This is a genomic window from Paenibacillus xylanexedens, assembly GCF_001908275.1.
Classification (GTDB): Bacteria; Bacillota; Bacilli; order Paenibacillales; family Paenibacillaceae; genus Paenibacillus; species Paenibacillus xylanexedens_A.
Genome location: NZ_CP018620.1, coordinates 6,279,386 through 6,304,361, shown reverse-complemented (window position 1 = coordinate 6,304,361; position 24,976 = coordinate 6,279,386). Strand labels below are relative to the sequence as shown.

18 protein-coding genes and 1 other annotated feature are annotated in these 24,976 nt (G+C 47.9%); all 18 genes read left to right on the top strand.

Annotation, left to right across the window (positions count from 1 at the left end; all coding sequences use genetic code 11):
• Nucleotides 1–65: 65 nt before the first annotated feature.
• Nucleotides 66–1,163: a flavodoxin-dependent (E)-4-hydroxy-3-methylbut-2-enyl-diphosphate synthase gene (ispG, locus tag BS614_RS27450; protein ID WP_017692591.1), complete on the top strand. Its 1,098-nt coding sequence runs from the start codon at nucleotides 66–68 to the stop codon at nucleotides 1,161–1,163.
• Between the two features lie 167 nt (nucleotides 1,164–1,330).
• The gene (gene lonB / locus BS614_RS27445) at nucleotides 1,331–3,085 is read left to right on the top strand and encodes an ATP-dependent protease LonB (RefSeq protein WP_036605888.1); all 1,755 of its coding nucleotides are present in this window, start codon (nucleotides 1,331–1,333) and stop codon (nucleotides 3,083–3,085) included.
• An 86-nt stretch (nucleotides 3,086–3,171) separates the two neighbouring features.
• Nucleotides 3,172–5,511, top strand: a complete 2,340-nt coding sequence (gene lon / locus BS614_RS27440) for an endopeptidase La (RefSeq protein WP_074096257.1) — start codon at nucleotides 3,172–3,174, stop codon at nucleotides 5,509–5,511.
• Between the two features lie 156 nt (nucleotides 5,512–5,667).
• Nucleotides 5,668–6,324 (top strand): ribosome biogenesis GTP-binding protein YihA/YsxC, encoded by a 657-nt coding sequence (gene yihA, locus BS614_RS27435; protein ID WP_036605890.1) that lies wholly within the window; start codon nucleotides 5,668–5,670, stop codon nucleotides 6,322–6,324.
• A gap of 267 nt (nucleotides 6,325–6,591) precedes the next feature.
• Complete coding sequence (locus BS614_RS27430; RefSeq protein ID WP_074096256.1) at nucleotides 6,592–7,179, top strand: non-ribosomal peptide synthetase module; 588 nt, start codon at nucleotides 6,592–6,594, stop codon at nucleotides 7,177–7,179.
• A gap of 334 nt (nucleotides 7,180–7,513) precedes the next feature.
• Complete coding sequence (speD, locus tag BS614_RS27425) at nucleotides 7,514–7,915, top strand: adenosylmethionine decarboxylase (protein WP_074096255.1); 402 nt, start codon at nucleotides 7,514–7,516, stop codon at nucleotides 7,913–7,915.
• Between the two features lie 342 nt (nucleotides 7,916–8,257).
• A complete protein-coding gene (gene hemA / locus BS614_RS27420) occupies nucleotides 8,258–9,643 on the top strand; it encodes a glutamyl-tRNA reductase (RefSeq protein WP_074096254.1) in 1,386 nt (461 codons plus the stop codon).
• Nucleotides 9,644–9,657: 14 nt separating this feature from the next.
• The gene (locus tag BS614_RS27415; RefSeq protein WP_415841522.1) at nucleotides 9,658–10,485 is read left to right on the top strand and encodes an ABC transporter permease; all 828 of its coding nucleotides are present in this window, start codon (nucleotides 9,658–9,660) and stop codon (nucleotides 10,483–10,485) included.
• Nucleotides 10,486–10,490: 5 nt separating this feature from the next.
• Nucleotides 10,491–11,141 (top strand): precorrin-2 dehydrogenase/sirohydrochlorin ferrochelatase family protein, encoded by a 651-nt coding sequence (locus BS614_RS27410; protein WP_074096253.1) that lies wholly within the window; start codon nucleotides 10,491–10,493, stop codon nucleotides 11,139–11,141.
• 2 nt (nucleotides 11,142–11,143) lie between these two features.
• Nucleotides 11,144–12,100, top strand: a complete 957-nt coding sequence (gene hemC / locus BS614_RS27405; RefSeq protein ID WP_074096252.1) for a hydroxymethylbilane synthase — start codon at nucleotides 11,144–11,146, stop codon at nucleotides 12,098–12,100.
• Nucleotides 12,101–12,104: 4 nt separating this feature from the next.
• Nucleotides 12,105–13,667 (top strand): uroporphyrinogen-III C-methyltransferase, encoded by a 1,563-nt coding sequence (gene cobA / locus BS614_RS27400; protein WP_047841188.1) that lies wholly within the window; start codon nucleotides 12,105–12,107, stop codon nucleotides 13,665–13,667.
• A gap of 104 nt (nucleotides 13,668–13,771) precedes the next feature.
• Nucleotides 13,772–14,773 carry a porphobilinogen synthase gene (gene hemB / locus BS614_RS27395; RefSeq protein ID WP_017692601.1) on the top strand — a complete coding sequence of 334 codons (1,002 nt, stop codon included), beginning with the start codon at nucleotides 13,772–13,774 and terminating at the stop codon, nucleotides 14,771–14,773.
• A 26-nt stretch (nucleotides 14,774–14,799) separates the two neighbouring features.
• Nucleotides 14,800–16,104 (top strand): glutamate-1-semialdehyde 2,1-aminomutase, encoded by a 1,305-nt coding sequence (hemL, locus tag BS614_RS27390; RefSeq protein ID WP_074096251.1) that lies wholly within the window; start codon nucleotides 14,800–14,802, stop codon nucleotides 16,102–16,104.
• Entirely contained in the window at nucleotides 16,101–17,009 is a 909-nt protein-coding gene (locus BS614_RS27385; RefSeq protein WP_074096250.1) for an RluA family pseudouridine synthase, read from the top strand. The genes hemL and BS614_RS27385 overlap by 4 nt, the downstream gene beginning before the upstream one ends.
• A gap of 366 nt (nucleotides 17,010–17,375) precedes the next feature.
• Nucleotides 17,376–18,959, top strand: coding sequence for a LysM peptidoglycan-binding domain-containing protein (locus tag BS614_RS31335; RefSeq protein WP_084174772.1), 1,584 nt, complete (start codon nucleotides 17,376–17,378; stop codon nucleotides 18,957–18,959).
• Between the two features lie 155 nt (nucleotides 18,960–19,114).
• Nucleotides 19,115–19,396: a binding site (T-box leader), on the top strand.
• Nucleotides 19,397–19,457: 61 nt separating this feature from the next.
• On the top strand, nucleotides 19,458–22,124 hold the full coding sequence (locus BS614_RS27370) for a valine--tRNA ligase (RefSeq protein WP_074096249.1): 2,667 nt from the start codon (nucleotides 19,458–19,460) through the stop codon (nucleotides 22,122–22,124).
• 78 nt (nucleotides 22,125–22,202) lie between these two features.
• A complete protein-coding gene (locus tag BS614_RS27365) occupies nucleotides 22,203–23,579 on the top strand; it encodes a bifunctional folylpolyglutamate synthase/dihydrofolate synthase (RefSeq protein WP_074097012.1) in 1,377 nt (458 codons plus the stop codon).
• 56 nt (nucleotides 23,580–23,635) lie between these two features.
• Nucleotides 23,636–24,955: a UDP-N-acetylmuramate--L-alanine ligase gene (murC, locus tag BS614_RS27360; protein ID WP_244898366.1), complete on the top strand. Its 1,320-nt coding sequence runs from the start codon at nucleotides 23,636–23,638 to the stop codon at nucleotides 24,953–24,955.
• Nucleotides 24,956–24,976: the final 21 nt, after the last annotated feature.

Genomic DNA, 24,976 nt, shown 5'->3' with positions numbered 1-24,976 from the left:
GGCAGAAGGCGAATTCATGTCTCTGTCAGGGTGGAGCTTTGACGTTGTGGGGAGAGAAATCACTCATGTATTTAAGACAGGATACACGTCCCGTGAAAGTGGGAAACGTAACGATCGGTGGCAGTAACGAAGTCATTATCCAAAGTATGTGTACAACCAAAACGGCAGACGTTGAAGCAACGGTTGCAGAGATTCTGCGACTGGAAGAAGCGGGTTGTCAAGTGGTACGGGTAACGGTGAATAATGAGGAAGCTGCCGCAGCCATCAAGGAAATCAAAAAACGCATTAATATACCGCTCGTAGCGGACATTCATTTCAACTATAAGCTGGCTTTACTTGCGATTGAGAACGGCATTGATAAAGTTCGGATTAATCCAGGTAACATCGGTAAACGTGCTAAAGTGGAAGAAGTGGTTAAGGCTTGTAAAGACCGCGGTATTCCGATTCGGATTGGAGTAAATGCGGGGTCTTTGGAAAACCATCTCCTTGAGAAGTATGGGTATCCTACGGCAGATGCTATGGTAGAAAGTGCATTGTATCACATTGGTATTTTGGAAGAGCTTGATTTCCATGATATCATCGTGTCTCTCAAAGCTTCGGATGTGCCGATGGCGATTGAGGCGTATACCAAAGCAGCTCAAATCATTCCGTATCCGTTGCATCTCGGGATTACCGAAGCAGGTACACTGTTCTCTGGTACGATCAAAAGCTCCGCAGGTATGGGAGCTCTATTGTCCATGGGTATTGGTTCAACGATGCGTATCTCACTGAGTGCGGACCCGGTAGAAGAAATCAAGGTTGCTCGTGATCTGCTCAAAACATTTGGACTCATTACAAATGCAGCCACATTGATCTCCTGCCCAACGTGTGGACGTTTGGACATCGACCTGTTCTCCATTGCCAACGAAGTGGAAGAGTATATCTCCAAACTGAAGGTGCCGATTAAAGTATCGGTGTTGGGTTGTGCGGTTAATGGTCCAGGTGAGGCCAAAGAAGCGGATATCGGAATTGCCGGTGCTCGTGGAGAAGGTCTTTTGTTCCGTCACGGCAAGATGATCCGTAAAGTGCCTGAAGAAATCATGGTTGAGGAATTAAAAAAAGAGATCGACAAAATCGTCGAAGCCTACGAAGAGACAGGTGTTATTCCTGGTCGTTCGCACTGATTGATTCATATCTTGTTACAGCAAAAGCTCGCCAGCGATGGCGGGCTTTTTATTTTCTCGCATACAAATTCCGCATCGCCCGTTTACGTCGCGTTGAAAAGGCTATACTACCAAGTATTAGCATGATCTCATATGAGAATAGCGACAAAATAGGAGGATGTGAAGACATGGAATTTGGTATGGTCATCATGTTGATTCAGTTATTTTTTGGAGTGGTGATTGGTTTGTATTTCTGGAACCTGCTGCGTGGTCAGAAAACAAACCGCAGTGCCGTTGAGCGTGAATCTCGCAAGGAACTGGAGAAGCTGCGCAAGCTGCGTTCGATCTCACTCACCAAGCCGTTGTCGGAGAAGACGCGTCCAGCTACCATTAACGATATTGTTGGGCAAAAAGACGGGCTGCGTGCCCTTAAAGCTGCTTTGTGCAGTGCTAATCCGCAACATGTTATCATTTATGGCCCTCCCGGAGTCGGGAAGACAGCTGCGGCAAGGGTCGTTTTGGAAGAGGCTAAGAAGAATCCAACATCTCCTTTCAAGCCAGACGCGAAATTCACGGAGTTGGATGCAACAACAGCTCGTTTTGATGAACGTGGTATTGCGGACCCCTTAATTGGTTCGGTTCATGATCCGATATATCAGGGAGCAGGAGCTATGGGCGTTGCTGGTATTCCCCAACCAAAACCGGGCGCTGTGACGAAAGCGCATGGGGGAATGCTTTTTATTGATGAGATTGGTGAATTACATTCGATTCAGATGAATAAGCTGTTGAAAGTATTGGAGGATCGCAAGGTGTTTTTGGAGAGTGCGTACTATAACTCGGAAGACACGCATACTCCTGCTTATATCCACGATATTTTTCAAAATGGCCTGCCGGCCGATTTCCGCCTTGTTGGAGCAACGACACGTTCGCCTCATGAACTGCCACCAGCTTTGCGTTCCCGCTGCATGGAAGTTTATTTCCGACCTTTGTTGCCTGAGGAGATTGGGCGAATTGCAGAGGATGCTGTTCAGAAAATAGGGTTCAGTCCATGTCCGGATGCCGTTGATGTGGTCAAGCGATATGCAACCAATGGACGTGAAGCGGTCAATATCATCCAGCTGGCTGCTGGACTTGCGCTGACAGAGAAGCGTGAGACGCTTCAGGCGTCTGATGTGGAGTGGGTGGCGGGTAGCAGTCAGATTCAGCCACGGCCTGATCGGAAGGTCCCTACACAGCCGCAGGTGGGTTTTGTTAACGGCTTGGCGGTATACGGACCGAATATGGGAACCATTTTGGAGATCGAAGTATCTGCTGTTCCGGCTCTTAAAGATCAAGGCCGAATTAACATTACAGGCGTTGTGGATGAAGAAGAGATTGGAGGCGGTTCGCGTACACTCCGGCGAAAAAGTATGGCCAAAGGCTCGGTTGAAAATGTGTTAACCGTATTAAAAGCCATGGGTATTCGTCCGAATGATTACGATTTACACGTGAATTTCCCAGGTGGGACGCCTATTGATGGTCCATCCGCCGGGATTGCGATGGCGACTGCCATTACATCAGCCATTCAGAGGCGTCCTGTGGATCATGAGACAGCGATGACTGGCGAGATCAGTATTCATGGTCGGGTTAAGCCTATCGGTGGCGTGCTGGCCAAGGTCGAGGCTGCCTTTCAGGCAGGAGCGAAGACCGTTATTATTCCTGCGGAGAACTGGCAGTCCATTTTTGAGAATCTGGATGGCTTGCGCGTTATCCCGGTAGATACGGTGCAGGATGTATTCCGTGAAGTGTTCGCCTGGGTTCCGGAATCACAACAGATGGAACAAACGAAGCTTGCAGAGGAGACAGTTGCACCTGCACCGGAGATTTTTCCACCGGCATCCGCTTCCTATTTGCGTGCGGACGTGCCTCGTCCAGGACAGGTTACAGATTCGGGAAGCTGCTAAGCGCTTCCCTTCATTGGTTTTTTATGTGAACATTTGATAGAATAATGAATGACTACAACCTGAGAGCCATTGGAGGTGCGAAAGCGATGGGACCGAGCAAAGCGAAAGGTCGTCGTTTTCCTTTACTGCCTTTAAGAGGACTTCTCGTCTACCCGAGTATGGTACTGCATCTCGATGTGGGCCGGGAGAAATCGGTCAAGGCTTTAGAAAAAGCGATGGTAGAAGAACATCTGATTCTCCTATGTTCCCAAGCCGAAGTAAATATTGAAGAACCAACACAAGAGGACATTTTCAGAATCGGAACCGTGGCCAAGGTCAGACAGATGCTGAAGCTTCCGAACGGTACGATTCGTGTACTCGTTGAAGGCTTGGAACGGGCTGAAATTATTGAATATACGGACAATGAGGAATATTATGAAGTACTGGCTAAAGAGCTGCCTGAAGAGGAGAATACCCATCCGGAGACGGATGCCTTGATGCGTACCGTTCTGAACCAGTTCGAGAATTATATTAATCTGTCCAAAAAAGTGACACCAGAGACACTCGCAGCGGTGTCTGACATCGAAGAACCAGGGCGTCTGGCCGATGTTATCACGAGTCACCTGTCCTTGAAGATCAAGGATAAACAGGAAATTCTGGAGACCATCGACGTTCGGGAACGTCTGGAGAAATTGCTGGATATCCTGAACAATGAGCGCGAAGTGCTGGAGCTTGAACGCAAGATCAGCCAACGTGTAAAGAAACAGATGGAGAAAACGCAGAAGGAATATTATTTGCGCGAGCAGATGAAAGCGATCCAGAAAGAACTGGGTGAAAAAGAAGGCCGTGCGGGTGAGGTCGAGGAACTTCGCACTCAGATGGAAGAACTCGGCTTGCCGGACAAGGTGAAAGAAAAGGTCGAGAAAGAAATTGATCGACTGGAGAAAATGCCTGCAAGTTCAGCCGAGGGCGGAGTCATTCGCAACTACGTGGATTGGCTGCTTGGCCTTCCTTGGAGTCAGATGACAGTGGATGATCTGGATATCCAAAAAGCCGAAGATGTGCTCAATGCAGATCATTACGGACTGGAAAAGCCCAAAGAACGTGTGCTGGAATATCTGGCTGTCCAGAAGCTCGTCAAGAAGCTCAAAGGACCAATTCTCTGTCTGGTCGGACCTCCAGGGGTCGGTAAAACATCACTTGCTCGTTCGATCGCGAGATCGCTAGGTCGGGAGTTTGTAAGAATATCTCTTGGCGGCGTGCGGGATGAAGCTGAGATTCGTGGTCACCGACGTACCTATGTCGGCGCCATGCCTGGACGTATCATCCAGGGGATGAAAACGGCAGGGTCACTTAATCCGGTATTCCTGCTGGACGAGATTGATAAGATGGCTTCAGACTTCCGCGGAGATCCTTCCGCAGCGTTACTTGAGGTACTTGATCCGGAACAAAATAATACGTTTAGTGATCATTTTGTAGAATTGCCGTTTGACTTATCCAACGTTATGTTTATAACAACTGCCAACACGGTACACAATATTCCGCGTCCATTGCTGGATCGGATGGAAATGCTCAACATCCCTGGTTATACGGAGCTGGAGAAGCAACAAATTGCGAAAAACTATTTGTTGCCCAAACAGAAGCAGGACCATGGTTTGGAAGAAGAGCAATTGGAAATCCCGGATGACGCGTTGTTGCGTGTAATTCGTGAATATACACGGGAGTCAGGTGTGCGTAATCTGGAACAGCAGATGGCTTCGTTGTGCCGGAAAGCTGCCAAGAACATCGTATCGGGTGTGGAAGGTCAGATTAACATCTCATCCGATGAGATCAAAGACTACCTTGGACCTGGCAAGTTCCGTTATGGTATGGCCGAACTGGAAGATCAGATTGGTACTGTAACGGGTCTGGCGTGGACTGAAGTGGGTGGAGATACCCTGATCATTGAAGTGACTGTTGTGCCTGGAACAGGTAAATTGACTCTCACAGGTAAACTGGGGGATGTCATGAAGGAATCGGCACAAGCCGCATTCAGTTACACCCGTTCCAAAGCTACACAGCTTGGAATTTCGCCTGACTTCCATGAGAAGAACGATATTCATATCCACGTTCCGGAAGGAGCGATTCCGAAGGATGGTCCATCTGCCGGGATTACGATGGCAACAGCGTTAATCTCAGCCTTGACGAACAAACATGTGTCCAAGGATATCGCGATGACTGGTGAAATAACACTGCGTGGACGTGTGCTGCCGATTGGTGGCCTGAAAGAGAAATCACTGGCGGCCCATCGTGCCGGCTATAAAAAAATATTATTGCCTAAGGATAACGAACGGGACCTGCGTGACATTCCAGACAGCATCAAGGAAGATGTGGAGTTTGTCCCTGTAGCCCATATGGATCAGGTATTGCAGCATGCACTTGTTGAGCAGACAGGAATTCACCTGTAATCCACGTATCCGAAAGGTTCGTATGAAGATTAGACCGTTCTGCGGAGGCTTCGGCGTCCGCTGGAACGGTTTTTTTGGTATGATAGAACAATCCATGGCATAATACCTTCAACAGGTGATGCATAGCACAGGTTTTCAAGAGAGGAAAGATACAATATGAAAGTAAATCAATCTGAATTTATTATCAGTGCCGTTCGGCCTGAACAATACCCCGAGGACGGTCTGCCAGAGATTGCTTTGGCGGGACGCTCCAATGTGGGGAAATCTTCCCTGATCAACCGTTTGATCAATCGTAAAAATTTAGCTCGGACGAGCTCAACACCGGGTAAGACACAGCAACTCAACTATTATAAAATTAATCAGGATCTATACTTCGTCGATTTCCCGGGATATGGCTACGCTAAAGTTTCCAAAGAGCAACGCTTTGCCTGGGGTAAAATGATGGAGAAATACTTGTTGGGACGCGAGGAATTGAAACTGGTCATGCAGATGGTGGATATGAGACATGAACCGTCCAAAGAGGACAAGATGATGAACGAATGGCTTCGTCATAATGGACTGCCTTTGGTTGTCGTAGCAACCAAGATGGACAAGATTCCAAAAACACGTAGAGCCAAATATATCAAAGTCATTAAGGAATCACTGGGTCTTCGTTCAGGAGATTTGTTTGTGCCGTTTTCATCCGAAGAGGGATTGGGGAAAGAAGAGTTATGGGACATCATTACCCGCCATGCCCGCATAGATAAGTATGCACCAGTGCTGGATGCAGAGGGTGCTTCTGATGAGGAAGAAACCAACGGAATTAACGGATAACCGAGATAGTATACCGTTTTAGTGCAGGAAAGTGAGCATGCTAAATGAATCTTTAATGAGATCCAGATTAATCCGGTTTTTTAAGGGATTTCGTGACAATTCATCATCTGGGTCTGGAGAAAAATAACGTTAGGGTAGTGTATAATGAGCATAGGTGCATATTGCCAACAGTAACAAAATTACCGGCCATGCCGGCCTGAAGAATTTTGAGATGACTGCTACATGTGCAGGAAGACAAAACAATCGGGAAAGAATTGAGGGATTTGTATGGCTCAGCGGTTAGCCACAGAATACGTTAAGGCCACTATGAAATTGTCAGAACCCCAGATGCATCAGTTTTTGCGCATGACAGAAGACGGCAGGCTTCATCACCGGGTTAAGGTGTTGGACAATGGTTGTCAGGAGGTTGTGCTGGGGGATGTAAGTGGAGAAGAAGTGCATTTTCCTTTTGACCGCATAGAAGGGTTTTATATCTGTGAGTTATCTTGCCGCCTGGTGAATCTGCATCTGACCAACGTTGTCCGGAAGCTCTTTGTGACTTTTAAGGGTGACGGGGTCGTTCATCGGATCTATAAAGGGTTCACCATGACGTATGTTTATGCTCAAGGCACTGTCCGCAAAATTGTGGAGAAGACCGGGGAGAACACCCGAGTGATCTATGAATACAAAAACACGTTGCTTGAATTGCAGCATCTGTTCCAGGCCAGAGCTGTAGAACGCGAAATCAACCGTGTGTATGCCGAGATTGATTCACTGCTGGATACTAGAAAAGATGCGACTGCTGATCAGCTCCATCAGATTGATGAGACCCTTGCTCGTCATCAAAAACGGTTGTTTGAGCTTGAAGCTTATTAACTTAAAATTGTATGTTTATAAACGTATATGTATATAATGAATTCCCTTGTATCTTCCGGGCAGTGGCACTCGCCAATGTGGAGGTTTCAGGGGATTTTTTGATGTGAAATCGAATATTCCGATTTGGAAATATTTATTTTACAATCTTCTGGAAAAGGGTTGATTTCACTCTGATTCAATGTTATTTTTAATCTCGTTGAAAACAATATAGGAACCAGGATTCACTCAGGACATTATATGTTGCGAGAGATTTTTCCCTCGGGAAGTGAATGACGTAGGTCCTAGCGGATGAAATTTTTCAAACATTTTATTCCTAGGAAGGGGGAACCGAAGGATGGAATATTCAACTTTCGGAAGACACGTTGCTGTTGATACTTGGGGTGTCGACCTTAATCTACTGAACAATGCAGAGTATCTGGAAGCCCAAATGGTTGAAGCAGCGGAGGCATGTGGCGCGACAGTGATGTCCGTACAGTCCAAGCAGTTTGATCCACAGGGAGCGACCGTACTTGTACTATTGTCTGAGAGCCATCTCTCCATTCATACGTATCCTGAGAGAGGTTTTGCAGCGATTGATTGTTACACTTGTGGGGAGACTGTAGATCCACAGCTTGCTATTGACTACCTGGTATCCGTATTAAAGCCTGAAAAAACGTATGCAAAGAAGTTGGTACGTGGTTTGGGCGAATTGCAAGTTGAAACACCAGACATGAACAACCAGATTGAACGGGTTTAAATAAAAAGTATATTGCATACACAATGTTCACATATCGGGATGGACACATAACCTCCCAAACTCTAATAGTCATGGAATAATTCCATGGCTATTTGTTTTAATATGCGTATCGTTATGAATATTCATAATCGGCACTTTTTAACGCATAACGGTGAACTTTGGTGAGACACTACAATAAATGACAGTGCATATGATGATGAACATGGTGATTTCATAAACATTTCATAAAAATGACCCGGTCACGGCTATGATGTGTGATATAATTAACCTTGTCAATCATAAATGGATAGACATATGCAGTAAGCACTTTGATTGGAAATTTATTAGGCAGGTGAACTTGCAATGCACATCGTTGTCGTTGGTTTGAATTATCGCACGGCGCCTGTAGAGGTTAGGGAACGATTCACATTTGCAGAAAAGGATTTGTCTGAAGCGCTGCAGCAGCTCAAGCTGACCAAGAGTGTATTGGAAGGTGTAATCGTAGCCACATGTAACCGTACCGAGTTGTATGTTGTGGTGGACCGTCTTCACATGTGTGGTTATTTTATTCGAACATTCATGGAACAATGGTTTAACGTACCACGGGAAGAATTTACGCAACACTTATATATATATGAAGATGATCAAGCCATGCGCCATTTGTTCCGCGTCATCTGCGGACTAGATTCTATGGTCATCGGTGAGACTCAGATTCTTGGACAGGTGAAACAGGCTTTTCTTAAAGCGCAGGAAGAGAAATCAACAGGTACCTGGTTTAATATGCTGTTCAAACAGGCAGTTACGCTGGGCAAACGGGCACATTCGGAGACTTCCATCGGGGAGAGCGCCGTATCTGTCAGTTATGCTGCTGTTGAACTCGGTAAGAGGATCTTTGGCATGTTCACAGACAAGAAGGTGCTCATTTTGGGTGCCGGCAAGATGAGTGAACTTACCGTGAAACATCTCTACGCCAACGGGGCATCCGAGGTTATCGTGGCGAATCGAACGCTCGCAAGAGCTGAAGAATTGGCAGCCAAGTTCCGGGGCACACCTTGTACCATGGAACAGGCATTAGGTCGACTTAATGAAGTTGATATTGTGATTAGTTCCACTGGAGCTGAACGTTATGTCATGGATGCAGCAGTGGTACGGGAGAGCATGAAGCGTCGGCAATCTCGTCCATTGTTCCTGATTGATATTGCGGTTCCACGCGATATTGATCCGGCGATTGGTGAATTATCCAACGTATTTCTCTATGACATTGATGATCTGGAAGGAATCGTGGAGAGCAACCTGGAGATGCGTAAGGTGGAAGCTGCCAAGATTGAGAGAATGATTGAGCTTGAGATGGAGGATTATTACCATTGGCTCAAAACATTGGGTGTTCGTCCCGTTATTCGCGCTTTGCAGGAAAAAGGTGTCTCCATTCATGAAGAAACGATGGATAGCCTGTTTAATAAACTGCCTGAGCTCGATGAACATCAACGTAAAGTCATTCGTCGTTTGACCAAGAGTATTGTGAACCAAATGACGACAGATCCGATTAATCGGATTAAGGAAATGGCAGGCACGAAGCAAGGTGATGAAGCTCTGCGCATGTTTACTCAGATTTTCGCTCTGGAAGATGCAGTAGAGATGGCCGCTGAAAAAGTGAGTCAGAGTGATGCTACAGCTCTGGCGAAACCAGCCGCTCACCTTAACGAAAACCGGCAAGACCCCGTGCCGGCTTATGCTCCGGCAGGCGTATAAGGCGGGTGGGCAGCTTGACCCTTGCTGAACAAGTTTATGAAGCTCTAATCTATATGTATGCCCTGAGCCTACTGTTCTATTTCTCGGACTGCATTCGACGCAATGCGGGGGCGAAGCGGACAGGCACAGGGTTTCTTGTCGTTGTTTGGGGATTGCAGGTAACGCATGTCATATTGCGCATGTGGACTGAAGGCCATTTCCCTATCTATACCACCTTTGATTTTTTGTTTATATTTTCATTCAGTATTGTGCTGATGTCTCTCGTCATGACTCGCATCCAGCGTTCCGAATTTGTGATTTTGTTGCTGAATGTTGTAGGTTTTTCCGTTACGGTATTAAACCGACTGTGGTTTACGGCCGGAGAGATATCACTGCATAACTGGCAAACGGTACATGGATTACTCATTATGCATATTACCTTGGCGAATCTTGGTTTTGCGGCGTTAACCGTTGCTACGGTATTTGCCATGTTATATCTGTTCCTGCACCGTAAGTTGAAGAAAAAAAAGTGGAATGATACGATGCGACGGATGCCAAGCCTGGAAGTGATCGGCAAATACATGGATGGTGCTAATTTCATAGGTACACCGCTCCTTGGTGTTTCTGTGATGCTTGCGGTATTGTCCATCGTAGCGGAAACACGCTGGGTCCTGCTCTTGGATCTCAAAGTTATTGCGACAGGTCTTGCCATTGCCATCTATGTGGGTTACTTCGTATCCAAGAGAAGGAAACAGTTCTCTACAATTATCATGGCAAGATGGACACTGATCGGGTACGGATTTGTCATTATAAGTTTTTTATCCAATGCGTATTCAGCGTTTCATCGTTGGACGGGAGAGTGAAGGGGATGGACCGTTACACGCCGATATTTGTGAATACTTCAGGCAAGAAGTGCTGCGTGGTTGGTGGTGGACGTGTTGCCGAACGTAAAATTAAGGGATTACTGCATGCTGAGGCACAGATTACGGTCATTAGTCCGGAGCTTACTCCCGTATTAAAACAACTGCATCATGAATCCCGAATTCAATGGATAGACCGGTCCTACCGCAATGGTGATTTGCGGGGGGCCTTTCTCGTATATGCAGCGACTGACCATTCAGAGGTCAATTCAACTGTGGTTCGGGATGCGGAGGCTGCGGGCATATTGGTGAATGACGCAATGTCTTCGAAGCACAGCAGCTTTATTACGCCAAGCGTGGTAAGGCGTGGGAGATTAAGCATAGCGATATCCACAGCAGGAGCGGGACCGGCAGCAGCTGCGGAGATACGTGCAACACTCGAACGACAGTTCGGTGATGAGTATGAGACGTACCTTGAGTTTTTGCACCAGATGAGGACCGAGGTGAAGGCACGCGTATCTTCTTCAAGTCTCAGAAGCACGTTGCTTCGGCAGTTAACTGAAATGCACATATTAGAAGATATTCGTACAGGCCATTTTCGGTGGTGGACCGAAGAAGAAATCGGGGACTGGATATCCCGTAATCAGGAGGAAGTGTAGATATGCGTACAATTAAAGTTGGAAGTAGACAGAGCGCGCTTGCGCTAACCCAGACAGGCCATGTCATTCAGGATTTACGCGATATTTGTGAGCGGGAAGGATTAGCTTTTGACTTTGAAGTACATAAGATTGTTACCAAGGGAGATCTCATTCTGGATGTAACGTTGTCAAAAGTGGGAGGCAAAGGTTTGTTTGTCAAAGAGATTGAACAAGCGATGCTTGATCGTACGATTGATATGGCAGTGCATAGCATGAAGGATATGCCTTCCGAGTTACCCGAAGGATTAATCAATGGTGCTATTCCCCGTCGTGCAGATCCACGGGATGCGCTGATCTCCAATGGTGGACTTACTCTGGATCAACTGCCAGAAGGAGCTAGAGTCGGAACAAGCAGTCTGCGCCGGTCGAGTCAATTAAAGGCCTATCGTCCAGATTTGCAATTGGAATCGATTCGCGGCAATATTGATTCCCGTCTGCGGAAGCTGGAGACTGAAGGATTCGATGCGATTATTCTGGCAGCTGCAGGATTGTACCGTATGGGCTGGGAAGACCGGATCACAGAGTACCTGACGGAAACAGCTTGCCTTCCGGCAGTGGGTCAAGGCGCGCTTGGTATCGAATGTCGTGAAGACGATGAGGAACTGTTGCGCTTACTGCAGCTGTATAACGATCCCGAGACAGCATTTCCTGTACAGGCGGAACGCCGTTTTCTCAGTGTATTAAATGGGGGCTGTCAGGTTCCGATCGGTGCTCATGCGGTGTGGGTGCCTCAGCAAGATGCAGATTCCCTGAATGGTGAAAACACGTTACAATTAACAGGTATGGTCGGCACGCCGGATGGTGGACTGATTCTTAAGGAAGCTATGATCGGCAAGGACCCGGTTCGTCTGGGTGAAGAAGTGGCGTGGAGATTGATTGAACGGGGAGCAGAGCAGATACTGGCAGAAGTTAGGGGATGAAGACATGGTGGGAAAGGTCTTTTTGGTAGGGGCAGGTCCTGGGGATGCAAAGCTGATTACGGTAAAAGGGTGGGAATCCATCGGTAAAGCCGATGCTGTAGTCTATGATCGTTTGGCAAGTCCGAGATTGTTGAAACAAATGAAACCCGGCGCAGTCAAGATTTACGTGGGCAAGCGCCCGGATCGGCATACGATGAAGCAGGAAGAGATCAATCAACTGTTGGTTGATCTGGCTCTTGAAGGCAAGGTTGTGGTTCGGCTTAAGGGCGGCGATCCAACGATCTTTGGACGTGTGGGCGAAGAGGCGGGTTTGCTGCACAAAAACGGAATTCCGTTTGAGATTGTACCTGGGGTTACCGCTGCAATAAGTGTACCTGCGTATGCCGGAATTCCTGTGACTCACCGTGACTATGCATCTTCCATCTCTATTATTACGGGGCACGAGAGTCCGGACAAGCTTGATCGCAGTATCCATTGGGATAAAGTGACGAATGCAACGGGCACACTTGTATTTATGATGGGGGTTGCCAAAATTGGATATATCAGCGAACAACTGATTCGTCATGGTCGTCCAGCGCAAACACCGGTAGCTCTGATTCGTTGGGGAACACGAGCGGAACAGGATACCCTTACAGGTACCCTTGAAGATATAGAAGCGAAAGTGATCGCAGCCAATTTCCAACCACCAGCTGTTATTGTGGTGGGAGATGTCGTCAATCAGCGGGAACAGTTGAAATGGGCAGAAGCGCTGCCGCTGTTTGGCAAACGAATTCTGGTAACCCGTGCTCGCAGTCAGGCGAGTGAACTGGTGAATCGCATTGAGGAACTCGGCGGCGAACCGTATGAGTTTCCGGTTATTGAGACGGTCATGCCATCCAGTGAATCTGCCAAGCAAAGTGTCAAAGACGCCTTCAGTGCTTTAAATACCTATGACTGGGTGTTTTTCACAAGTGTGAACGGCGTGGAGTTTTTCTTCCGCCATCTGGAACAGGAAGGCAAGGATATTCGCTCGATTCATCAAGCGAGAATTACTGCCGTAGGACCTTCCACAGCAGATGCTTTGCGCAAACATGGCATCGTTGCAGAGGTTGTCAAAGGTCCTTTCCAGGCCGAAGGCATGCTTGAGGCTTTTGAAAGTGAGCTGAAGGAAGGTCAGAGAGTATTGCTTCCGCACGGTGATCTCGCACGTACATGGTTACGTGACCAGTTGAGAGAACGAGGACTTCAGGTCACCGAAGCCATCACCTACGATACGATCCTCGCTGGTGAGGATGATGACGAACTACTCAAGCTACTTGAAGAAGGTGGAATTCATGCGGTGACCTTTACAAGTTCATCGACGGTTACCAACTTCATGAGTATGTTGAAACGTATGGGGTTGCAAGATCCACTGCCTTTATTAAAAGATGTGGAGGTTGCGTGTATCGGACCTGTTACAGCGAAGACGGCAGAAGCCGCTGGACTGAAGGTTACACTGATGGCAGAGGAAGCAACGATGGATAGCTTGATCACAGTGCTATGCGACTGGAAACGGACAGGCACCAAAGAAGGCGCTCTTCGAAATTAATACACATGTAATCATGTCAACATATGAAGCGTGCTGAATTCGATAGGATACCAGCGCGCTTCCCTTTTTGCTCTATTTAACTTTTTCAAGGAGGTTTTACTCGTATGAGTTTTCCAATTGTACGGCATCGCCGTTTACGTCAATCCACAGGTATTCGCAATATGGTCAGAGAGACCCATCTAACCGTGGATGATTTTATTCAACCGATTTATGTTACGTATGGAGAAAATGTAAAATCTGAAATTAAATCCATGCCTGGCGTATTCCGCTTCTCGCTGGATCGTCTTCAGGAGGAAGTAACGGAAATTGCCGAGCTGGGAATTCCAGCCGTGTTATTGTTCGGTATTCCGGAGACTAAGGACAGTGTGGGTTCATCTGGCTTCGCTGAAGATGGCATTGTGCAGGAAGCGACGAGATTAATCAAATCCTGGTACCCGGAACTGCTGGTTGTTGCAGATACTTGTCTGTGTGAATTCACGGATCACGGTCACTGCGGTATGGTACACACCGTGGAGATTGACGGTCACATCTGCGGAGATGTGTTAAATGACGAATCACTTGATCTGCTCGTGCAAACGGCAGTTTCTCAAGCCAAAGCAGGAGCGGACATTATTGCTCCATCCAACATGATGGATGGATTTGTACAAGCGATCCGCGCGGGACTGGATGAGAATGGATTCAGTCACATTCCGATCATGTCCTACTCTGTTAAATATGCATCTGCATTCTATGGCCCATTCCGTGAAGCAGCGGATTCCACACCACAATTCGGAGACCGCAAGTCGTATCAGATGGACCCGGCGAACGCGCGTGAAGCCTTGCGCGAAGCAGAGACGGATGTGCTCGAAGGAGCGGACATGTTGATGGTAAAACCATCCCTTTCCTATCTGGATGTTATGCGCACCATCAAGGATCAATTTGATCTTCCGCTTGTGGCCTATAATGTAAGTGGCGAGTATGCCATGGTGAAGGCGGCGGCGATTCAAGGCTGGATCGATGAGAAAAAAGTTGCCATGGAAATCCTGCTCAGCATGAAACGCGCAGGTGCAGATATGATCATTACCTACTACGGAAAAGACGCTTCACGCTGGTTGGCTGAGAAATAAAATAAATTACATTAAGGAGGACATTCATGACTGCACAACAAGGTAATCGTCGCAATGATGAGCGCTCACGCAGCGCGTTTGAGGAAGCTAAGCAGTACATACCCGGGGGTGTGAACAGCCCTGTACGCGCATTCAAATCGGTGGGACTTACTCCGATCTATGCAGAACGCGGTGAAGGGTCCAAAATCTACGATATTGATGGCAATGTTTTTATTGACTATGTAGGATCGTGGGGCCCCCTCATTATGGGACATGCACACCCTGACGTTGTAGAAGCTTTGCGTGAGACAGCCCTCAAAGGAACAAGCTTTGGTGCGCCTACCTTGCTGGAGACCGAGATGGCAAAACTGGTCTGTGAGCGTGTACCTTCTATCGATATCGTGCGGATGGTTAATTCCGGTACGGAAGCAACGATGAGTGCCATTCGACTGGCACGCGGGGTAACCGGACGCAGTAAAATTCTGAAGTTTGAAGGATCATATCATGGACATGCGGACAGCTTGCTGATCAAGGCGGGTTCAGGTGTTGCAACACTGGGTCTACCGGATAGTCCAGGTGTTCCTGAAGGTGTAGCTGTGAATACAATTACGGTACCTTATAACGATCTGGAGTCTGTTACGCTTGCTTTTGAACGTTATGGTGAAGAACTGGCCGCTGTTATTGTGGAACCTGTGGCAGGTAACATGGGGGTTGTTCCTCCGGCTTCCGGTTTCCTTGAAGGCCTGCGCAGTTTGACGACTCAATATGGCAGCCTGCTTATTTTTGACGAAGTCATGACCGGTTTCCGCGTAGGGTTGAACTGTGCTCAGGGACGGTATGGGGTTACACCTGACCTGACTTGTCTGGGTAAAGTTATCGGTGGCGGACTCCCGGTTGGTGCTTATGGTGGCCGTCGCGATCTGATGGAACAGATTGCTCCAACAGGACCGATCTATCAGGCAGGTACACTTAGTGGGAACCCGCTGGCTATGGCAGCAGGATATACCACGCTCAAATTGTTAACACCAGAGGTCTATGACCGTCTGGAGACATTGTCTGCACGTCTGCAAGCCGGATTCGAGAAAAATGCAGCTGAGACAGGTGTTGCGATAACCATTAACCGTGTGGGTTCCATGGTTTGTCCATTCTTCAGTGCCGTTCCAGTAACCAATTATGATATTGCCAAAGAAAGCAATCTGGATCAATTCCGTCGTTATTTTGCGGCCATGATTGATCAAGGTGTGAGTGTTGCACCTTCGCAATACGAAGGCATGTTTGTCTCTGGTGTGCACACGGAGCAGGATATTGACGATACGATTGAGGCGAATCGTAAAGCTCTTCAATCGCTATGACCATCAAAAGTTGGAAACGCCGCGGGGAATGGCTTGAACTGATGCCAGGGAAAGCCGTAACAGGCAGTTCGGACAAACCGATGGCCGCAGAGCAATGGTTATTGTCTGAGCTGCAGTTTCCGGAGAAACTGCTTCGTCAGCTGAAAGCAAACCGAGGAATACAACTTGCAGGGGACCGGCTTCGGCTGGCCCTTTTTGCGTCCCAGCCAATCGATGTTGAGCCACGCTGGGCTGATGTGGGTGTATTGTATGAGGATGATTTCTGTCTGGTTATGCACAAACCGGCAGGCATGAAACTGCATCCGGATGGAAGCCGTACCGATCAGGCCATCACGCTGGATCATGTGGTTGCCTCTTATTACGAAATGAACGGAATCCAGGCGAGCGTTCGCCATGTTCATCGACTGGATGAGGATACAACCGGACCTGTCCTGTATGCCAAAAATGCTTTTGCCCTCGCCAAACTGGATGAAGCGATGCGTCGCAAAGAGATTGGCCGCCATTATGTAGCCATTGCAGGTGGACAAATCCCCCTTGAACTCCACAAAATTGATGCTCCCATTGGCAAGGACAGACATCACAAACAGCGCAGGCGTGTCTCGGAAGGTGGACAGGAAGCTGTTACTCATGTGGAGATCGTCGAAGTGTGGGAACGAGCAACCCTTGTACGATTAAAGCTGGATACAGGACGAACACACCAAATTCGTGTACACCTGAGTTACGCGGGACATCCGCTTATTGGTGATGCGTTGTATGGTGGTAGAGCGGATGCCATTGGGCGACAAGCACTTCATGGAGAGTTGCTTAAGTTTAGTAATCCTTTAACCGGAGCGATGATTGAAGTGAACGACCCATGGCCGTCCGATTTCACACAATTGGCAGAACGTGAAAAGATGTATTCATAAATGATATAGAGCGAACTTTAATAGTTACACGAGAACGGAGAGGACAGAAATAACGTGAAGAAGCGGAGCGTTCGCCTAAAAGCTTTCTGAAAGAAAGCTGCTTCGGAAGCATAAACTATCCCCGGATTTTCCCTTTGAAGAAGGGAATCAAAAAAAATCTGGGGATAACAGTGATCGGAAGGTTATTCTGTCATCGAAGTGGCTAGGTGCAACATTCTCTATTTCGCTTTATATAACAAGGTTTTTCAAAAGGTGGCATGCTCCCCTCATTCAAGGCATATAGATGGGGTAACGAAGGATTTGGACCATGGATCAGTCCCATGAGAAGGATCATGGTGAACATATGCCGAAAGGAGGACGCCACCTTTGTTGAATCAACCTTATGGTTTGCGGTTCGATATTTATGAGCGCGTTCATTTGTCTGAGGGAGTTCCTGCGATTGAGGAATTGGAGGAGATTGAACTATACCCGCGCATTCAAGTCATAGGGCAGGATGATCATGCCACGTTAAGAGGGCATCTTTTACTTACAGGTGCGTACAGAGGAGAAAATGAGGCTTCAGAGGAGCTCAAACATTTCATTCCCGTGGAGATCACAGTGCCGCTGAACCGGGTCAGATCGATTGAGGATATTTCCATCGAGATCGAAAATTTTGACGTGGATCTGTTATCCAATCGCAGTCTGAACATTACAGGCGTATTGTCGTTGCGAGGCATCGAGGGCTTTCCTGTTGAAGAGCCACAAGTGTGGTCAGCAGATGAGTTTACAGTTGTTCATTCACCTGATGCTCAGCAATCCAACCGTTCCGATGAAGCAGCACAGACAGGCAGCGACCCCAACACATTTGCACAAGAGTACCTGCTCCAGCGGAGTGAGGAAGAGAGACTTGCGAATGCAGCAGAACTTGCATACGGTGCTCCGGAATTCGCTGACCTGTCCGTAAGGGAAGAGACATTAAGGAATAGCGAAGAATGGCAGCAGGATTATGCGAATGCGTCATCGGCCGAGCCAATTCAATCTGAGGAGCAAAGTGCGGAGTACGTTAACGAAAACAGACAACCTGATGCAAACGAAGATCCCGCATCTCTGACAGCGAATGGAGATGAATTGGCATCTCATGAGCACTACAGCGAACCTTCTCCGATCTCGTCATTTATGGCTGAGACCGCTGATCGGTTAGCTTCTTACCCTGAGTCGGAACCATTGTTGCCTCTGGAAGATGAGTCTTCGGGTTGGTCCGAGCCTTCCGTGGATGCATTGCCTGCGAACTCGAGAAGTGCAGATCAAGCAGTCTCAGAGCCTACTGCTCAATCATCTAATGAGTTGGCAGAACCGGATGTACCGGACGCACCAGAGGTATGGCACTTCGAATCAGCGAGATCTGTACCTCAGCAGGAGAATCAGGCAGTTGCCGATGTCCCGGTTGAATCACAGGCGGAGAACTGGCAAGGTGTATTTGCTTCGTCTGAACCAGGCAACGCTGAGGAAGACCGACCGTCTTTTGAAGCGACTGGGGTAGACGAGTTCGTACAGAACGAAGCATTTGTTCCTGAACCTGTGGCTGAGACGGAAGACAAGCCGGAGCTGAAGGTTGCTTTTGGCAGCAAAAAAGAATCCGCACCACGGCAAGAAGAGGGCGTAGGTATCTCTTCCTTGTTATCCTCCGGTAGAGCGGCACGCGATGCTGAAGTGGAGCGAGGCGATGAGGTTCCTGCGGGTGTGGTACAGGAAGAAACGTATCCAGCTGATGATGTGGAATGGAAGAACCTGTTCCTGGGAACGATCGTGGACCAGACCCCATTCCGCAAGGTGAAACTGTGCATCGTTCAGCGAGAAGATACACTGGATGCCATTGCAGATCGATATCAATTGAGCACGAGGGAACTTCAGTTGTATAACCGATTATCTGAGCAGGTTGTGGAAGAAGGTCAGATATTGTACATCCCTTAATACGTAGTTAAAGCCTTCGTTACGACCCGTGATCCCCTTGAGGATTGCGGGTTTTTGCATGATTCGTCCCAAACCTGCATTCCAGCGCTCTTTATCCGCTGTTGTCAGGTTGACTATCGCGCACGAGCAAGGTATGATGTGTGTAGGTTTTTTGAAGAACAACGTGGAACGGGAGTAGTAGACAGTATGACCTTTCAGAGAGTGGAATTGCAACGCTGTGAGATTCCGCAGGAACCAACTGATCGAAGTCGCCCGGGAGTTGCCTGTTTGAATACAAGGGATGAATGAGATCTATCGTCATTTATTTCTGAGGTAGGATGGGCCGGTAGCAGCCGTTATATGCTTGAAGTGTCACGTCATGTACAGAGGGTGAAGTCTATCTTGCTGTCGGCGTGAAACAAAGGTGGTACCGCGAAAGCTAACCTTTCGTCCTTTGATGGATGAAAGGTTTTTTTTGTTTTTTTTGGCGAAGATGATGAAGTAACGGAGGAATGACACATGTCTGAGGAAAAAAAATCAGCTGCAACAGAAATGCCGACCACTTACGATCCTAAGGCGGCAGAGGATAAATGGTACTCCACCTGGATGGAGCGTGGATATTTCAAAGCCGGTCAGCGTAAAGATGCCGAGCCGTATACAATTGTAATTCCACCCCCAAATGTGACCGGGATGCTGCACATTGGGCATGCGCTCGATTTTACACTGCAGGATATTCTGATCCGCACCAAACGGATGCAAGGTTATGACGCACTGTGGCTTCCGGGTTCCGACCATGCAGGTATTGCTACCCAAACCAAAGTGGAGCAGAAGCTGCGTGAAGAAGGTCTGACTCGTTATGATCTGGGACGTGAGAAATTTCTGGAGAAAGTATGGGACTGGAAAGATCAATATGCCACTACCATCCGTCAGCAATGGGGCAAAATGGGATTGTCGCTTGATTACTCACGTGAACGTTTTACGCTGGATGAAGGTCTGTCCCAAGCGGTTCGCAAAGTATTTGTTCAGCTGTATGAAAAAGGCCTTATTTACCGAGGCAAACGCATCATTAACTGGGACCCGGTGAACCGGACAGCTCTGTCCGACATTGAGGTTGAATATAAAGAGGTTCAGGGTCACTTGTACCATCTGCGTTACCCGCTCAAAGACGGAAGTGGCTACGTTACAGTGGCAACAACGCGTCCTGAAACGATGCTGGGTGATACAGCGGTTGCTGTTCATCCGAAGGATGAGCGTTATGCAGATATGATTGGTAAAGTACTTGTACTGCCTATCATTGGACGCGAAATTCCAATTATCGCTGATGATTATGTGGATAAAGAGTTTGGAAGTGGTGCTGTTAAAATCACGCCTGCGCATGATCCAAATGACTTTGAAGTAGGTCTTCGTCATGATCTGCCTCAGATTACGGTAATGGATGAGAGCGGCACAATGAATGCTGAGGCAGGCAAGTATCAGGGACTGGATCGCAGTGACTGCCGCAAGCAGATTGTTGCTGACTTGAAAGAGCAGGGCGTATTGATCAACATTGAGGATCACACGCATCAGGTTGGACACAGTGAACGTACCGGAGCTGTTGTTGAGCCGTATCTGTCTACACAGTGGTTCGTTGAGATGAAGCCACTTGCAGAGAGAGCGATTAAAAAACAACAGAGCGGCGAAGGGGTTAATTTTGTTCCAGATCGTTTTGAGAAAACCTATCTGAACTGGATCGAGAACGTTCGTGACTGGTGTATTTCCCGTCAACTGTGGTGGGGGCATCGTATACCTGCTTGGTATGATGAAGAAACAGGTGAAATCATCGTATCTGCTGAAGATCCAACAACGCTGCCAGAGTATGCTGGACGCAAGCTCAGACAGGACGAAGACGTACTCGATACTTGGTTTAGCTCCGGCTTATGGCCATTCTCCACACTAGGCTGGCCGGAAGATACGGAAGACCTGAAACGTTATTATCCGACAAGTGTACTTGTGACAGGGTATGACATCATATATTTCTGGGTTGCACGTATGATTTTCACTGCACTGGAATTCACCGATGAGATTCCGTTCAAGGATGTGCTGATGCATGGTCTTGTTCGTGATGCAGATGGACGCAAAATGTCCAAATCACTGGGCAACGGTGTAGATCCGCTGGATGTGATTGAGAAATACGGCGCAGATGCAATGCGTTACATGATCTCAACCAGCAGCACGCCAGGTCAGGATCTCCGTTTCCGTTGGGAACGGGTGGAGCAGGCTCGTAATTTTGCCAACAAGATCTGGAATGCTTCGCGCTTTGCATTGATGAATCTGGAAGGATTCACCTATGAGGAACGTGACATCAGCGGAGAGCTTGGTACAGCGGATTATTGGATTTTGCACCGTCTGAACGAAACTTCCCGCGATATTACGCGTCTAATCGAAGCGTATGAATTTGGGGAAACAGGTCGTGTGTTGTATAACTTTATCTGGGATGACCTGTGTGACTGGTACATCGAGTTTGCTAAGCTGTCCTTCTATGGGGAAGATCCGGTTGCCAAGAAGAAAACACAATCCGTGCTTGCTTATGTGCTGGATCAGACCATGCGCCTGATTCATCCGTTTATGCCATACATCTCCGAAGAGATCTGGCAGCATCTGCCGCATGAAGGTGAGACCATTACGCTGGCATCATGGCCGGAATATGATCCTGCTCTTGAGAACCCAGAGGCTGTTGCCGAGATGAACCTGCTGATGGATACCATTCGTGCAGTTCGAAACATTCGTGCAGAAGTGAACGTGCCGATGAGCAAAAAGATCGAGTTGATGGTCAAAGCAAACAGTCCTGAGACGTCCAGCATCATTGAGCGTAACAGTCACTACATCAAACGTTTCTGTAATACGTCCGAGTTCGATAGTGGGCTGGATTTAAACTCACCGGACAAGGCAATGACTGCGATCATTACGGGGGCAGAACTATACTTGCCGCTCGCAGGTCTTATTGATATCGAGCAGGAAGTGGCTCGTTTGGAGAAAGAGTTGGAGAACCTTGAGGGCGAAGTTCTCCGTGTAGAGAAAAAACTGGCGAACGAAGGCTTTGTTGCCAAAGCTCCTGCCAAAGTTATTGAGGAAGAGCGCGCCAAGCAAGCAGATTATTCCGATAAACGGGATAAAGTGATTGCACGAATCAAGGAACTTAAAGGTTAATATATTTGGGTCGGATGGAGAGCCATTATGCCATCCGGCCGCTTTTTTCACTCAAACTCGGGACCGAAGGTGAATCAGATGACGGAATTAGACGGGACAGATGCAGCAGCTCCTTTACTTACGTACAACGAGGCCGTGGACTGGATCAATGGCCTTATTCCTTTTGGCATCCGACCTGGATTGGAACGAATCGAGAGTCTGATGTCCATGTTAGGCAATCCACACCAACGTCTCAAATTTATTCATGTCGCGGGAACGAACGGCAAAGGTTCGACTTGCGCTTTTTTGACGTCAGTGCTTCTTCAGGCTGGATATGATGTGGGTACCTTTACGTCGCCTTATATCACCAAGTTTACAAACCGTTTTCAATACAATGGTGAGGATATTCCGGAAGAAATCCTGCTTAAGCTCTCGAACCGATTACATCCACTGGTCAAGGAAATGGCCTCCACTCCGCTTGGATCACCCACGATGTTTGAGGTGTCCACGGCTCTCGCGCTTCTGTACTATGCAGAGGAGTGTTACCCTGACGTTGTGGTATGGGAGACGGGGCTAGGGGGAAGGATGGACGTAACGAATATTGTCGCACCTGTTGTGTCCGTCATCACCAACATTGGTATGGATCATACGGATGTGCTTGGAGATACGATTGAGCAGATTGCTGGAGAAAAGGCAGGTATTATCAAGCCGGGAGTACCCGTTGTGACTTGCGCGACTCAACCCGAAGCTGTGAAGGTGATTCAGGAGAAAGCACAGCAGCTTCAATCAAGCGTGTATTTGGCTGGAGATCAATTCTCTTATCATAGACTGGACAGCAATGAGAACGGACAATCTTTTCATTTTACAGGCCCGTTCCGTGATCTGGACGTTCGCATACGCATGCAGGGCTCACATCAATGTGACAATGCAGCGGCCGCACTTATGGTGCTTGAATTGCTTAGACAATACATGGCATTTATGCTGGATGACAACGATATTGCACTTGGACTGGAGAATGCTTTCTGGGCAGGAAGATTCGAAAAAGTCGTCGATGAACCCCGAATTGTGCTCGATGGAGCACATAATCCGGAAGGGGCAGAGTCACTGGCCAAGAGCATTATGGATGTCTATCCGCACAACAAGTTAATTTTGATGATGGGTATGTTGGCAAATAAGCATCACGAAGCGTATTTGCAGCATATACTGCCACTAGTGGATACGCTGATCCTGACCGAGCCAGATTTCCGACGCAAAATGGATGCAGCCGAATTGCTGCAGATTGTCGAACGGGTACGTCCCGCCATTGCGAAGCAGGAACTGGAAATCATCGTCGAGCCCGAATGGGCAAAGGCACTTGATCTATTGAAGTCACGGACGGAAGCGGAAGATCTGGGGGTGGTCTCCGGCACACTGTACCTGATTGCGGATGTGCGGGCAGCCCTTTTGCATCAAACCGATTCTGAAAAAGGTTGGTGAAAGTTTTGTTAAATACATCGGAACACGTTCATTTTATAGGGATTGGCGGATATGGCATGAGTGCCATCGCAAGAGTTATGTTGGAAATGGGATACACCGTTACCGGATCGGATGTCGCTTCACAGGAGTTGACCGAGAAGTTGGCAGCCAAGGGAGCGAAAATATATATCGGACATACGGCAGAGCACGTCACTGGAGCAGACCTGGTTGTCTACTCTACGGCAGCGCCTGCTGATAATGTGGAACGGGTAGCAGCTGCAGAGCTGAACATTCCGATTCTGCATCGTTCCCAGATGCTTGCACGTTTGTTGAACGAACGTAAAGGTGTGGCTGTAGCTGGGGCTCATGGTAAAACAACCACTTCATCCATGATTGCACTTGTAATGGATAAATGTGATACAGATCCGACATACATTATTGGCGGAGAAATCATGAATGTGGGTACCAACGCCAAGGCAGGCCAAGGCGACTGGGTAGTCGCTGAAGCGGACGAGAGCGATGGTTCGTTTTTGCAGTACCATCCATGGCTCGGTATTGTAACCAATATTGAGGCAGATCATTTGGAGAATTACAACAGTGATTTTGAGGAGCTCAAAAGGGCTTATGTGCAGTTCCTGAGCCAGATTCGTCCGGAAGGAACAGCGATTGTGTGTTCTGACGACGAGAATGTTCAAGCGATTTTGCCAGAACTCAAGTCACGGATTACAACCTATGGTATTGATCGTGCAGCAGATTATACGGCAACGGATATTGTACTGGGCGATCGCCGTATCTCCTTTACGATGAATCATCAGGGTGCTGCTATGGGCACGGTGGAACTATCAGTGCCGGGTAAGCATAACGTTTATAATGCGATGGCTACTGTGATTACCTGTCTGGAAGCAGGGATTCCATTTGAGAAGATTGTGGCAGCCATCATCCAGTTCCATGGAGCCAAACGCAGATTCCAGGTATTGGGCGAGGCGCGTGATATGCTGATCATCGATGATTATGCTCATCACCCGACTGAGATTGAAGCTACCATTAGTGCCGCCAAAGCAACAGGCAAACGTATTATTGCGGTATTCCAGCCACAGCGTTATACGCGGACGTTCTTCCTGCTGGATGCGTTCAGTCGTGCTTTTGCGGAAGCGGATGAGGTACTTATTACGGATATCTATTCTCCTGCGGGCGAAAAACAGATCGAAGGGGTAACCTCAGCCAAACTGGTTGAACTGATCGTTCAAAACAGTAATGCTTCTGCACGTTACCTTCCTACAAAAGAAGAAGTTGTAGCTGACCTGCAGCATCGTCTGCAGCCAGGAGATCTTGTGATTACGATGGGCGCAGGTGATATTTGGAAAGTCGGCGATACACTTGCCAAAGGTTTGAAATAGATCTATTGAGAAATCGCCTGT

Bases quoted from the DNA above. Each gene is read 5' to 3' on its own strand.
- lon (WP_074096257.1), top strand. From the start codon at position 3,172: ATGGGACCGAGCAAAGCGAAAGGTCGTCGTTTTCCTTTACTGCCTTTA.
- hemB (WP_017692601.1), top strand. From the start codon at position 13,772: ATGAGTTTTCCAATTGTACGGCATCGCCGTTTACGTCAATCCACAGGT.
- murC (WP_244898366.1), top strand. From the start codon at position 23,636: ATGAGTGCCATCGCAAGAGTTATGTTGGAAATGGGATACACCGTTACC.
- BS614_RS27370 (WP_074096249.1), top strand. From the start codon at position 19,458: ATGTCTGAGGAAAAAAAATCAGCTGCAACAGAAATGCCGACCACTTAC.
- ispG (WP_017692591.1), top strand. From the start codon at position 66: ATGTATTTAAGACAGGATACACGTCCCGTGAAAGTGGGAAACGTAACG.
- speD (WP_074096255.1), top strand. From the start codon at position 7,514: ATGGAATATTCAACTTTCGGAAGACACGTTGCTGTTGATACTTGGGGT.
- BS614_RS27385 (WP_074096250.1), top strand. From the start codon at position 16,101: ATGACCATCAAAAGTTGGAAACGCCGCGGGGAATGGCTTGAACTGATG.
- hemA (WP_074096254.1), top strand. From the start codon at position 8,258: ATGCACATCGTTGTCGTTGGTTTGAATTATCGCACGGCGCCTGTAGAG.
- BS614_RS27410 (WP_074096253.1), top strand. From the start codon at position 10,491: ATGGACCGTTACACGCCGATATTTGTGAATACTTCAGGCAAGAAGTGC.
- BS614_RS27365 (WP_074097012.1), top strand. From the start codon at position 22,203: ATGACGGAATTAGACGGGACAGATGCAGCAGCTCCTTTACTTACGTAC.
- hemC (WP_074096252.1), top strand. From the start codon at position 11,144: ATGCGTACAATTAAAGTTGGAAGTAGACAGAGCGCGCTTGCGCTAACC.
- cobA (WP_047841188.1), top strand. From the start codon at position 12,105: ATGGTGGGAAAGGTCTTTTTGGTAGGGGCAGGTCCTGGGGATGCAAAG.
- lonB (WP_036605888.1), top strand. From the start codon at position 1,331: ATGGAATTTGGTATGGTCATCATGTTGATTCAGTTATTTTTTGGAGTG.
- yihA (WP_036605890.1), top strand. From the start codon at position 5,668: ATGAAAGTAAATCAATCTGAATTTATTATCAGTGCCGTTCGGCCTGAA.
- hemL (WP_074096251.1), top strand. From the start codon at position 14,800: ATGACTGCACAACAAGGTAATCGTCGCAATGATGAGCGCTCACGCAGC.
- BS614_RS27430 (WP_074096256.1), top strand. From the start codon at position 6,592: ATGGCTCAGCGGTTAGCCACAGAATACGTTAAGGCCACTATGAAATTG.